This is a genomic window from Psychrobacillus sp. BL-248-WT-3, from assembly GCF_012843435.1.
Classification (GTDB): Bacteria; Bacillota; Bacilli; order Bacillales_A; family Planococcaceae; genus Psychrobacillus.
The window spans coordinates 1-12,639 of record NZ_JABAFC010000016.1 but is presented as its reverse complement, the minus strand read 5'-3'; the positions used below and the strand labels follow the sequence as shown (position 1 = coordinate 12,639).

Annotated in this window: 12 protein-coding genes; 5 read left to right on the top strand and 7 right to left on the bottom strand. The window is 38.8% G+C overall.

Annotation, left to right across the window (positions count from 1 at the left end; translation table 11 throughout):
* Positions 1 to 208: 208 nt before the first annotated feature.
* The gene (locus tag HF876_RS09970) at positions 209 to 436 is read left to right on the top strand and encodes a hypothetical protein (RefSeq protein WP_169359921.1); all 228 of its coding nucleotides are present in this window, start codon (positions 209 to 211) and stop codon (positions 434 to 436) included.
* Between the two features lie 118 nt (positions 437 to 554).
* On the opposite strand, the gene qoxD is transcribed toward HF876_RS09970, so the two are convergent.
* The 4 genes from qoxD to qoxA form a co-directional block, all read right to left on the bottom strand.
* Positions 555 to 836: a cytochrome aa3 quinol oxidase subunit IV gene (gene qoxD / locus HF876_RS09965; RefSeq protein WP_169359920.1), complete on the bottom strand. Its 282-nt coding sequence runs from the start codon at positions 834 to 836 to the stop codon at positions 555 to 557.
* A 1-nt stretch (position 837) separates the two neighbouring features.
* Positions 838 to 1,434 (bottom strand): cytochrome aa3 quinol oxidase subunit III, encoded by a 597-nt coding sequence (gene qoxC, locus HF876_RS09960; protein WP_169359919.1) that lies wholly within the window; start codon positions 1,432 to 1,434, stop codon positions 838 to 840.
* Positions 1,431 to 3,380, bottom strand: a complete 1,950-nt coding sequence (gene qoxB, locus HF876_RS09955) for a cytochrome aa3 quinol oxidase subunit I (RefSeq protein ID WP_169359918.1) — start codon at positions 3,378 to 3,380, stop codon at positions 1,431 to 1,433. The genes qoxC and qoxB overlap by 4 nt, the downstream gene beginning before the upstream one ends.
* Before the next feature lie 61 nt (positions 3,381 to 3,441).
* Entirely contained in the window at positions 3,442 to 4,386 is a 945-nt protein-coding gene (gene qoxA, locus HF876_RS09950; protein WP_169359917.1) for a cytochrome aa3 quinol oxidase subunit II, read from the bottom strand.
* 1,116 nt (positions 4,387 to 5,502) lie between these two features.
* Between qoxA and HF876_RS09945 the strand changes: the two genes are divergently transcribed.
* The 4 genes from HF876_RS09945 to HF876_RS09930 all read left to right on the top strand — a co-directional run bounded on the left by HF876_RS09945 (position 5,503) and on the right by HF876_RS09930 (position 7,998).
* Positions 5,503 to 6,015 carry a hypothetical protein gene (locus tag HF876_RS09945; protein WP_169359916.1) on the top strand — a complete coding sequence of 171 codons (513 nt, stop codon included), beginning with the start codon at positions 5,503 to 5,505 and terminating at the stop codon, positions 6,013 to 6,015.
* A 34-nt stretch (positions 6,016 to 6,049) separates the two neighbouring features.
* Positions 6,050 to 6,595 carry a hypothetical protein gene (locus tag HF876_RS09940; protein ID WP_169359915.1) on the top strand — a complete coding sequence of 182 codons (546 nt, stop codon included), beginning with the start codon at positions 6,050 to 6,052 and terminating at the stop codon, positions 6,593 to 6,595.
* 132 nt (positions 6,596 to 6,727) lie between these two features.
* A complete protein-coding gene (locus tag HF876_RS09935) occupies positions 6,728 to 6,937 on the top strand; it encodes a hypothetical protein (protein WP_169359914.1) in 210 nt (69 codons plus the stop codon).
* Between the two features lie 215 nt (positions 6,938 to 7,152).
* The gene (locus tag HF876_RS09930; protein ID WP_169359913.1) at positions 7,153 to 7,998 is read left to right on the top strand and encodes a hypothetical protein; all 846 of its coding nucleotides are present in this window, start codon (positions 7,153 to 7,155) and stop codon (positions 7,996 to 7,998) included.
* Between the two features lie 257 nt (positions 7,999 to 8,255).
* On the opposite strand, the gene HF876_RS09925 is transcribed toward HF876_RS09930, so the two are convergent.
* The 3 genes from HF876_RS09925 to HF876_RS09915 all read right to left on the bottom strand — a co-directional run bounded on the left by HF876_RS09925 (position 8,256) and on the right by HF876_RS09915 (position 12,557).
* Positions 8,256 to 8,672, bottom strand: coding sequence for a YhfM domain-containing protein (locus HF876_RS09925; protein WP_240949724.1), 417 nt, complete (start codon positions 8,670 to 8,672; stop codon positions 8,256 to 8,258).
* Positions 8,673 to 8,853: 181 nt separating this feature from the next.
* Entirely contained in the window at positions 8,854 to 11,871 is a 3,018-nt protein-coding gene (locus HF876_RS09920) for an efflux RND transporter permease subunit (protein WP_169359912.1), read from the bottom strand.
* Between the two features lie 257 nt (positions 11,872 to 12,128).
* On the bottom strand, positions 12,129 to 12,557 hold the full coding sequence (locus tag HF876_RS09915) for a GNAT family N-acetyltransferase (RefSeq protein ID WP_169359911.1): 429 nt from the start codon (positions 12,555 to 12,557) through the stop codon (positions 12,129 to 12,131).
* Positions 12,558 to 12,639 lie beyond the last annotated feature (82 nt).

Below are 12,639 nucleotides of genomic sequence, written 5' to 3'. Positions count from 1 at the left end.
CCGATTATTTAGGATAACCGACCGATTATCGCCTAAAACCGACCGATTAATAAAATAAGCAGACTAATGATTGATCAACAACTACCAATTTTTAATTAGCAAGCAAGCAAAATCCTCCTTCCTCGTTATTTGTTCACATTTCGGACAAAAAGTATTGACAAAAATGTGAACGAGGTGAATAATAATAGTTAAGAGGGGTGTATTTCAAATGGAATCATACGTAAAAATGTTACACGCTACAAAAGTTGTAGGTGCAGCCTTGTTAACTATAGGAATTGCTGTCTTTTTATATGGAACATTCGTAAGTGAATATAGCACGATAATGGGCGTTGGTATCGGAATCGTCATGGGAGCAGTTTTCACATTTATCATCGGCATGATATTGGTTGCTTCAGAGGAAATGATCTCCAAACAATTGAAAAAAGAGAGTGTCTAAACAAGAGATGCTCGTAAAAGGTATTTAGAGGATCCACTCTAGATGCCTTTTTTTATTGCATAAAAGGGATTAGTCTAGCAATAAAAAAAGAGCGCCTATAGTAGACGCTCTTTCTATATTACATATCCCAAACCATTACTAGTAACGTACCTAAAATCGTAAATAATGCGAGCAACAATCCATAATACACATTGACGTAAATGGATTTTTTGTCTTCCGATTCACCGGCATGCATGAATACGACAAGCTGTAAGCCAGCCTGTGTAAACGCTGTTAGTAGTAAGACGGTCATTCCAACTCCGAATGACATATCCATGAAGTACACCAACAGTGCTACTGCTGTAAGCACTAATGAAAACGCAAAGCCCATTACTTGTTTAAGAGGGAATAATTCTTTCATATTACATCATTCCTTTCAAGTAGATGAAGCTGAAGATGAAAATCCAAATCACATCTAGGAAATGCCAATATAGTGAGAAGATAAATGACTTATTAGCCGTTTCCGGAGTCAAGCCACGTTTTTTGATTTGAAGGAGAATAAATAATCCCCAGAACAAACCGAATGTTACGTGCAAGCCGTGTGTTCCTAGCGTCGTCAATAAAATCGCAGTGAAGGCACTAGTTTGAAGTCCAGCTCCAACATGCACATAGTGCATAAACTCATAAATTTCTACTCCAAGGAACGCTGCTCCTAGAAGAAGAGTGATCGCAAAGAAAGTCATCGTTGCTTTCGTACGATTCAATCGCATTGCATGAATAGCAAGTCCGATTGTAAAGCTACTCGTTAAAAGTAAAAGTGTTTCGATTAACACTGGTGTTATTTCAAAAATTTCTGCACCAGAGGGACCGCTACCTACGCGGTTCTCTAGGGTGAAGTAGGAGGCGAAAAGTGTTGCGAAAAGCATAATTTCCGCTCCGATGAAAATCCAAAAGCCTAATATTTTTAAGCTATTTTCTTCTGTGCTGTATTCTAGTGGAAGTGACTTATCTACCTTCATTTTTTAGCACCTCGCAATTTTCTTTCCGTTTCTTCGATTTCCTCTACCGAAATATATCTTCCGTGATCCTGTTCAAACGAACGGTAAGCTAGACAGCCTAAAATACCAATCAATGAAACAATGGCAAGTGGCCATATACTGAAGACCATCGCAAATCCAAAGACGAAGAAGATACAGCTCATGATAAATGGTAAACCGCTATTATTCGGCATGTGAATTTTCTCAACTTTTCCTTGGAATAACTCATAGCCGTTTTTCTTAGAATCCCAAAATGCTTGTGTTGAATCAACTTGTGGTGTAACTGCGAAATTATACTCAGGTACTGGAGTGTGAGTAGCCCATTCAAGTGAACGTGCATCCCATGGATCGTCTCCGATATCGCGAGAAGCATAACGGATGCTCCAGTAGATATTGTAAACAAGTAACGCGAATGAAATTGCCATTACACCGGCTCCGATGAACGAAACCATATTCCACATTCCAAAGCCTGTTGACTCTGAATATGTGTACATACGACGTGCTTGACCGTCTAATCCCGTAATATACATTGGGATGAAGGCAAGAACGAATCCAATAGACATTAACCAAGCAGTCCATTTTCCTAATCGCTCGTTTAACATGAAACCGAATATTTTCGGCCAATAGTAAGTAAGACCAGCTAGCATTGCGTAAACAACACCAGGAATAATTACATTATGGAAATGGGCTACTAAGAACATCGTATTATGATATTGATAGTCGGCTGCTGACATAGCAAGCATTACTCCTGTAACTCCACCTAGTGTGAACAGTGGAATGAACATGATTGAGTAAAGCATTGGTGTCGTGAACTCGATCTTCCCTTTCCAAAGGGTGAATAGCCAGTTAAAGATCTTGACCCCTGTTGGAACAGCAATTGCCATCGTTGTGATGGAGAAGATACTGTTAGACAGTGGACCTTGACCCATTGTAAAGAAGTGATGGGCCCAAACGACAAAGGATAGAAGAGAGATCACTACCATAGAAGCAACCATCGACTTATAGCCGTATAGATTGCGTCGTGCAAAGGTGGAAATAATCTCACTGAATATACCGAATGCCGGCAGGATTAGGATGTAAACCTCTGGATGTCCCCAAACCCAGAACAGGTTGGCCCAGAGCATATCCATACCACCATTGTCTGTTGTAAAGAAGTTCGTTCCAAACAGTCGGTCCATCGTTCCCATTGCAAGTAATACAGTTAATACAGGGAAAGCGAACACGATAATTACGTTAGCGATAAATGCTGACCATGTGAACATTGGCATCTTCATTAGTGTCATACCAGGTGCTCTCATTTTCAGTATCGTTGTAATAAAGTTAATACCAGTCATTAACGTACCCAGACCAGCTATTTGTATTGCGATCATATAGTAGTTCGTACCAACAGAGGCACTGAACTCGTTACCTGCTAGTGGGAAGTAGGAAGTCCATCCTGCATCAGGTGATCCACCTACGATGAAGGAAATGTTGAATAATCCCATACCCATAAAGAACAACCAGAAGCTAAGTGCATTTAAACGTGGAAACGCAACATCTCTAGCTCCGATTTGTAATGGAATAACGTAGTTAAAGAAAAAGATGATAAACGGCATTGCCATGAATAAAATCATTACTACTCCGTGCGTGGAGAAGACTTCATTGTAATGCTGTGAATCTAAAAATGTGTTTTCTGGCACCGAAAGCTGATAGCGCATCATAATTGCGTCTACGCCTCCGCGGAAAAGCATTAGTAATGCAGATAGCAAGTACATAATACCAATACGCTTATGGTCTACAGTAGTGATCCATTCGCGCCACAGGTATCCCCATTTCTTGAAGTAGGTAATACCTAAAACTATCGCAAGCATCGTAAGGCCGATACCGACCATGGATGCATATATCAAAAAGCTTGGATGTGGTACGGCAAAGCGATCAAAGAAATCCATACTTTTGTTTCTCCTTTCAGGAATCTATAGCTTGGACTATAGTAATCTGGTAAACCTTCTATTAATGATGAGAATGCTCGGATTCTTCATCGGTATTCGTTTGTTCATGATTCTCATGCTCGGATTCCTCCATGTCATGATGCTCGTGATCTGCATCCTCTTCGTCTGAATCATGGTCGTGACTAGGAGCAGGGGAGAATTCTAAATGTGTTCCTGTATACGTAGAGCGTCCAAGATGTCCTGGCTCTAATAACTCTTCAAACTTGTCTTCTGTAAGTGCTGGTGCAGTTTCATGTACTTCCTCTACCCATTCCTCAAAATCAGCATGAGACATAGAGGTAACGTCAAAGATGTTTTCTGCAAATCCGGATCCACTGAAGTTCGCATTTCTTCCCATGAATTCGCCTTCCACATCAGCTGCTAGGTGTAAGGTAGTAACCATGTCAGACATTGCATACTTTTGTCCGCCTAGCTGTGGAATCCAGAAGCTAGTTATTGGTCCATGTGAATATAATTTAAACTCAATCGCCCGATTAGCGGGGATATATAAGTAGTTAACTGTTTCGATATCTTGTTCTGGATAACTAAAATGCCATTTCCAGTTGGAGGAAGAAGCATAAATGATTAACGGCTCTTGATCCTCATAGCCTTGAGGTGTCGACTCAACGATATAGTTACTTCTTACCGATACGATGGAAAGAAAAATAACGATTAAAATAGGAACCCCGACACAAATTGCTTCCACAATTGGATTTCCTTCTATATGAGGTGGCTCATAATCCTCACTTTGCTTAGAAGCACGGTATTTTATTAACACAAATACTAAAATAGCTAAAACGACAATTACGATCCCGGACATCAGGAAAATAGATAGCATAATATCATTTGCCTGTGTTTCGGCCTGTGGACCTTTAGGATCTAAAACAAGTAATGGCTCACAGCCTGTTAACACAGTGACAATAGTGAAAACCATCGTCAAAAGAGTCCACTTCCATTTTAATTTCATTGTTGTACTCCTTTCCAATCTATTATAAAAAGCTCAAATAACTAGTATTGGTTCAAAGAATTTCTCTCTGTGCCTCTATCTTATTACCTTCCATTTAAAAAAACGAACAATAAAACCGGACTTCACAAATTCTTCAAGAAGATTTGAACGTTCTTTTACACAATTGTAAATGTGACAAATTTATTCAAAAAAGCGTTGGAAACCATAAAGGATTAGTTGATGAAAGTTGACGCTTTAGGCTTGGGTGGCAGCTAGGGAAAGGGTTTTCTTGGAAGGGGTTATTGAGTTGAGCCCATAAACTACCTGAAGGTGTCCCATAAACAAAAGAAAAGCGCCCGTAAAAGTAATAAAGCGCCCATAACCAGGCAAGAAATGTCCCATAAAGAGGGTGAAAAGTGCCCATAAATAGGTCAGAAGTGTCCCATAAAGTTATGTAAAGCGCCCATACCAGTGAGTACCGCCCATAAACTACCTGAAAGTGTCCCATAAACCAAAGAAAAGCGCCCGTAAAAGTAATAAACCGCCCATAACCAGGCTGGAAGTGTCCCATAAAGAGGGTGAAAAGTGCCCATAAATAGGTCAGAAGTGTCCCATAAAGTTATGGAAAGCCCCCATACCAGTGAGTACCGCCCATAAACAGACTAAAAGTGTCCCATAAACCAAAGAAAAGCGCCCATAAAAGTAATAAGCCGCCCATAACCAGACTGGAAGTGTCCCATAAAGAGGGTGGAAAGTGCCCATAAATAGATTAGAAGTGTCCCATAAAGTTATGGAAACCCCCCATACCAGTGAGTACCGCCCATAAACTACCTGAAGGTGTCCCATAAATCAAAGAAAAGCGCCCGTAAAAGTAATAAAGCGCCCATAACCAGGCTAGAAGTGTCCCATAAAGAGGGTGGAAAGTGCCCATAAATAGGTTAGAAGTGTCCCATAAAGCAATGAAAACCGCCCATACCCGTAAGGCCAGCCATAATTTTCGAGTAAAAAATAGTCGTATTTCTAACTAAGTATGGATCGCTGCCATTCGGAAATAAGTCACTCATATATAATCACCAAATGCAAAAAAAGGATATAATTGTTATAAGGTTTTTATTATTTTGTTAGGAGGTTTAAGGAATGGCTGAGCTACATAAAAAGAGTGCGCATGATACCCATTATTGGAAGGCATGGGTGTATCGAAAGAAATTGTATGTGGAATCTGGAATCATTGGGGTTAATAAGAATAAGGAAGAGATTCAGCTTGGACTTTTTGAAAATGGTAAGAAGCGTCTTGAAAGATTAGTAGAGGAAAAAAGAAATCAAGGGTTTGTGGATAGCATGGGGCCAGAGGAGCTTATCATTCATATCTATAATAATGGAAGTTGGTCACATGAAGATTTACAAAATGCGAGTATGGAGCTTTGTAAGCTGATAGAAAAAGAGCTAGATGAAACTGGTGTTGGATTTACCGATGGTGTGGGTATAGGTGACGATCAGATGGTGAATATATTTTGCATGGTAGATGATTTGGATATAGCAGTTGAAAAAATTCGAAGTGTAATTTCAGTGCAGAAGCTAATAGATAATAATGATATCTTCTTATATGAAAGGAACGTAGAAGATATCAATCTATTAAAAACAAGGGGATAGTTTTGGCGACTATATACAAAGGGGATGGAGACAAATGAAAATTTTAATGATTAAGAAGTCCGGAAACAAAACGCTATTTTGGAATATATCCGAATATCTATTTAGAGGTCCAATTACTATTGTGAGTGGCACACTTGGAATCCAAGGTAAGGGAGAAGAGCAGAAGTTAAGATTTTGGGAGAATCGTAAAAAGTTCATGAAAAGCCTAGCAGATGAGAAGGCTAATCAAGGCTATCAACTGGTGGAAGAAAAGGATTTAAAGAAAGTTTATATTCAATATCGATACAATGAGGAGAACGAGGAAGAGTTTGAGATGACAGAGGACAAAAGCCATATGGTAGAAGAAATAGTGGAAGAAGAACTAATGTACACTGGCAACGGGTATGCCTATGGATCGGAAATCGGAGCGGGAGCAGGAACAAGCACATTTCAAGTTTTAGATATAGAGATTGCGTTTAATTCCATATGGAAGCTATTATCAGAAAAAAAGCTAACAGAAGGCGTGGAAATAGCTTTTGAAACTGATGAAGGAAGCTATGTATCCTTATATCCAAAAGGGGCAGTATTTGAGCTAGTATAAGTAGTGAAGAAAGCACGTTCTATGCTATAATAGGAGCCTTAGGTAGATTAGGAGCAGATGATCCCGGTTGAAAGGAAGTTTCCGAAGCTTCTTCCTTTATGTTTATTCGGAAGCTATGTCGGAGGTGTCATGATGAATAAAAGATGGACGATTGAAGAAATCCGTGAGTATGTGAAAAAGAATTCAACCAGTGAATTACTGTCGACAGAATATAAAGGTTTCTCTCAAAAATTACAGTTTAAATGTTCCTGTGGAAATGTCTTTGAAAAGACTTTAACAAAGTTTAAAGGGAGTAACCAGAAAAGCTGTACAGACTGTGCCCCAATAAAACCATCACGTTAATTAGGAAGAGAGCTGCTTTATTGGCAGTTCTTTTTTTATGGATAAAAAGTCCATACATTAAAAAATTTGCGGGTAGGATGAAAGCCCATTTTAACATTTAATGTTAAATAAATACAAAAATATTTTCTAAATACATTTTATTACCTATTCATCCAATAATGAATACTATTTTACAGTAATTATGTTAGAGTAGAGAGGAAAGGGAGAGATTAAAAATGATTAAAAAAATGATTAAATTAGTATTAGTAGGTGTGTTGGCATTGGGAATTACGGCGACCGTTAACATATCTGCTGAAGCAGCTACACATAAGGTTATGTGGGGCAAAACAGAATTAAAGGCAGGACAAATTGGTAAGGTAACCATTTTAGCAGACACGGATTTAGTTAAAATCGGTTCAAATGGATCACTTAGCAAGGTTCGCACTCTTAAAAAGGGCGATGAATATAGAGTTTACACGTATAAGGGGTCAAACGGCGGCTTATATGGATTAGGTGCAAGTAGCTTCGTGCAAAAAAGTACAAAGTTAAAATACGAAACACCATCTAAAAGCAAGCTTGCCTTGTTGAACAAGGAAGTACACGGTGGAATCACCCCAAAAGCTGGTATGAAGCTTACGTATTCACCAAGCTTTACGGAGCCTACAAAGAGAGAGTTTATTACAAAAGTTGAAAATGAATTTGGTGCAAATCGTACTCTTCTGACGATACCGGGCCAGGAAATTGGTGGATATGTGTATAACGAATTTACTTCTGACGAGGGAGATTCTACTATAACATTTGGTGTAAATTATACAGATTGGGGTCTATTTAATGTACAATATCCTTTAATTGAAGGAAAGCAAACAAAAGAGATAGACTATGATGGAAATGATAGAATAATTTATAATATCAATGTAATAAGTACAACTAGCACTGTCACAGTAAAGGCAGGTACCTTCCAAAATGTTGTGATATTCAAAACTAACGCGGGTTACACTTATTACTTAGCTCCTGGTGTTGGAATTATTAAAATGATAGGCAGCGATGGAATCTTAGACGCTGAATTAATTTCGTTCAAATAATATAAAAGCCAGACCAAGCGAATTCAGATGGTCTGGCTTTTCTTATTGTTTAGGAAATTATAAAATTCTGAACCTGTGGATAAATTGATGTCTAGCTCCGGCACCTTGCCCCTCGGGGTCAAATGGGAAAATACTGCTCCTGGACAAGCTCGTCGCAAACAAGAGCGTTTGCGGTGGCTCGCTTTTCTTATTGTTTCTAGAAAAATGGATTAATTGAAATGTGTATAGTCACAGTAAGAGATACTTTTCTCGTAGCCTCACTCCCTAGAAAGGATTTCAATCAGTTCTGTTGACTTACTCTTGTCTAGTTGAGAATACTTATGTTCTCCGTAAATAATAATTTCCACTGTAGAGTTTGGGCTGATCCACAGGCTATAAACTAATCCTTTTGCTTTTGGAGTTAGAAAAGAAAATCGGTAATCGGGAGGACGTACCATTTCTACTTTTGCATTTTCCCAATCCATCATATCTATAATCTCTTTAACTTTCTCAACATCCTCGTCATTCGTGATATCTTTGAAAACCTCGTATTTATTTTCATCCCCAATACGCTTTTGAACTTCTATTTTTTGACCTTCTATATTTTGAACTTCGTCTTTTGTAGCATTCGAACAACCCATTATAAATAGTGAAATGAATCCTATGAAAATAATGAAAGATTTAGTGATTCTCAAGAGTTATTTCCCCCCTTTACAAAATTAGACGTTATCGCTTAAAAAGAGTCTCAAATGATTTACTAAACAGGCAATTTAATAGATTTACAATAAATAAAAGGCCATAGACAACTCGTCTACAGCCTAAGTGAGCGGTTTATTTAGATGCATCCTATCTTAATTTATGGACAGCTGGATATGCTCAATCCACAGTATTAGCCAGTCTTTGCTTTTTAGATTTTCTAAAGTAGAGAAGCTCATAAATACATGGAATTACGATTAAGGTTAGTAGGGTAGCCATTGCCAATCCTCCAATTACAACGATTGCAAGACTTTGTGATACAAGGATACCTGACTCGGCTTGCTTAAGTAACAGTGGGAGCATGGCACAGATGGTCGCGATGGCTGTCATAAAAATTGGTCGCATTCTAGTTGTGGCAGCTTCAACCAATGATTCGCGTATCGTCATTTTCTGTTCATTTTGCTTCACTCTGTCTAGCAAGACAATGGCATTCGTTACAACAACTCCAATTAGCATAAGTGCACCAAGTAGAGCAGTTATATCAATGGAAATACCACTTATTACGATTCCAAGCACAGCTCCAATTGCTGCTAATGGTAGCGAGAAGAGAATTGCAATTGGTGTGCGAATGGATTTGAATGTTATCACCATGATTAAAAATACTAATCCAATGGAGACGAGCATCACTAAAAAGAGATCCTCAAATTCATCTGCCTGCTGACTACTAGAGCCACCTACAAATACTTCTATATCCTTTGATATTTCTATTCCTTTTTCGCCCTCACCATTTCCGAATATCGCCACGTTTATTTCACTAGCAATTTCAGAAAGTCTAGCTGGATCGACATCTGCAGTAATTCTTAGATAGGTTTCCCCATCCTTGTGCAGTAGGGTAGTGGCAAGCTTTTCAGACTGTAGGGTTGCCACAGAAGCTACCGGAACAGCTCCCTCGTTAGTCCTGATCTGGATAGATTCTAAATCATTTGGTTTTTCTATATTTAACAGTGGCTCGAGCATAACTGCTTTTTCCTTGCCATCTATATTAATGGTTCCGATCGGTGTTTTATTTAACATTACACCTAATTGTTGAGCAATTTGCTCTGTATTACCTTTGGAAGGGTCAACAATAAGTGAGTAGACCGTTTTCTTTTCATCTTGATTTGTAGTGACTTTATTTACGCCAGTAATAGGTTGAATTTTTTCTTGAATAGTCGGCGCAAGCTTTTCTAAGCTTTCGATATTCTCTCCGACTAAATCAATATTAATATTAGTACTGGAGCCACCCATCATAAATGAGGCTTCTGTCATTTCAAATGCGGCACTTGAAAACATTTCTCTTTTTCCTTCAATCGACTCCATCACTATTGGGATATCATTCTTATCATGTAATAAGATACTGAAGTAAGCTTCCGTTGAAGAGCCCACCGCTCCATATTGTGCTGCCTCCGAAGGAGTACCTACTTGCGCAAAAACATGTTCTACCTCATCCATTTCGAGAATATAAGATTCCATATCCATCATTTTTGACTGCACTTCCTCGGCAGCTGTGCTCGTTGGATAGGTTAACGTGACGGTTATATAATCGGAAGAGGAACTATTGACTGCTCCTTTTGGTATTAAAAAGTATGTGGCGATGGAACCGAAAAATAATGCTGCGGAAATCAAAAAGATGACCCACTTATGATTCAACGACCAGGTGACAAGCTTTGGAAAACGAGTAGCGGCCTTATGCTCTGGTAACTTCGTGTTCTTCAATAAGCTAGCACTCATGATAGGGACCACTGTTAAAGCAACTAATAGAGAGGATAACAGCGAATAGGTAACCGTTAGAGCAAAGGGTAGTAAAAAATCCTGTAAGGAACCATTTAACAAGCTCATGGGAAGAAAAACAGCTACAGTCGTTAATGTCGAGGCGGTAATGGCAACTCCAACCTGCTTCGTGGCATCCACAACCATTTGAACACTAAACTTCTCGGACTGCATCTTCCGAAAAATATTCTCTATGACTACTATGCTGTCATCCACTAATCTCCCAACTGCAACAGCGACACCACCAAGCGTCAAGATGTTCAATGTAACACCAGATAGCGATAGTAAAAATAAGGTCAGACATAGCGATAGAGGAATCGAAATAATCGTAATAAAGGTAGACCGAATGTTACGAAGGAATATCATGATCACAATAGTCGCAAACAAAGCTCCAAGTAAAACTTCCTTCATCATCGTGTGGACAGAATTTTGAACCAAGTCCGAGGAAGAAACATAAATGACGGATTCTTGCTGCGTATACTTTTCGTTTAATTCCTTTGTTACTTTTTCAACTTCCTTACTGATCGTCACTGCATTGGATGTACTATCCTTTGTAATACTAATATCCAGTGTATCCTTGCCATTAAAATGACTCATAAAAGCTGAATCGGTTGCTTCCTGAATATTAGCAATGTCCTCCAGTGTTACTTCAGGTACAATGGTCATTTGCTTTAACTTATCTAAGCTAGTTACATCACCGATGACCTTAATATTACTGACTTGACCGTTTACCGTCTTCTCTCCAACAGACACCGCAACATTTTGTCCTTGAAGTATAGTTAAAACTGATTCAATGGGAATTTGATTCTCCTGCATTTTTTCCATATCCAATTGTACCGAAATGGTTGTATCATGTGCCCCGTATAAATCTACGTTGGATATCCCTTTGATTTGCTCATAGCGTGAGATGAGTGTGTTCCTTGCAAACTCCACATTTTCAGAGGAAAGTCCATCCTCAAACGTAACAGCGATATTCACAATAGGGATCATAGACGTATGCAGCTGGGAAACTACTGGCTCCGATATACCGGAAGGGAAGGAAATGTGTGCTAAAGCTTCTTGTACCTCCTGTTTTGCCAGCTTCATATCATATCCAGATTCATAGACAATATCTACATGTGAATATCCATCCCCTGTTCTGGAATAGATGGAAGACTTCCCATTTAGACCGTTTATTGCGCTTTCAATCGGACTTGTTACTTCAGTTTCCATTGTCTTTGCATCTGTTCCTGAACCCATCGTTATAATGGTGACCTGTGGATTATCCGCTGAAGGTAAGAACTCCATTGGCAAACGAAAGTAACTAATCACCCCAATTACTAAAACTAATACGGTCAATACAGCTATTGCTGCTTTGTTGCTAAATGCCCACCTGGTTAACAATGACACACTTGACTCCTCCTTTTAAATGAAAACAATGTGTATGAGTGCTCTTGATGTAATTTCTTTATAATTGTATAAAAATGGCAAGAATATCACATTGTTCGTGAGGATGAATTGTTACTAAGACCAGGGGCTGAAACGGATGTAATACTTAAGGTGAGTGAGCCGAAAGATTCCTGCCTTTAGTATGATTAGTCGGTGAGATGCAAAAAGCTCCAAGCATGGATCGCTTGGAGCTTTAGGTGAATTAGTTTAACAGTACGTCATAATTTAACTTCCATTATACAATTAACCTCTTGGAATCCAACCTTCTTATAAATCTCTTTGGCAAAGTTGGAGGCAAACACATTTAATCGGACCGCTTCATAGCCTTGTTCTTTAAAATAGGAGTTTCCTTCATTAATGAGGATTTTAGAAAGTCCCTTTCCTCTATGGGCGGGCATTACATAGATTTCATATATAAACCCATACTTGTTGTCAGTAAAATAGTCTGTATTTTCACCTAACATGATCCAGCCTTGAATAGCTTCCTCTTCTTTAATCACTAAGTAGAAGCCACCTTTATCTATAACGCCTTGAAACATGGCTATTGCCTTCTCCTCAGAAATTTTCAGTTGCGTTGCATCATATGCAGAGCTTACTGCATGAGAAAGAATAAATGAGACATCCTCTTTCGTTGCTTTTGTAATCATATAAATCCCCCTCGTATATTAGTAATAAGAGCTCTTTCCGATAGAATTTCCAGTTGATCCGGACAGCTGGAGGATCTGTTGG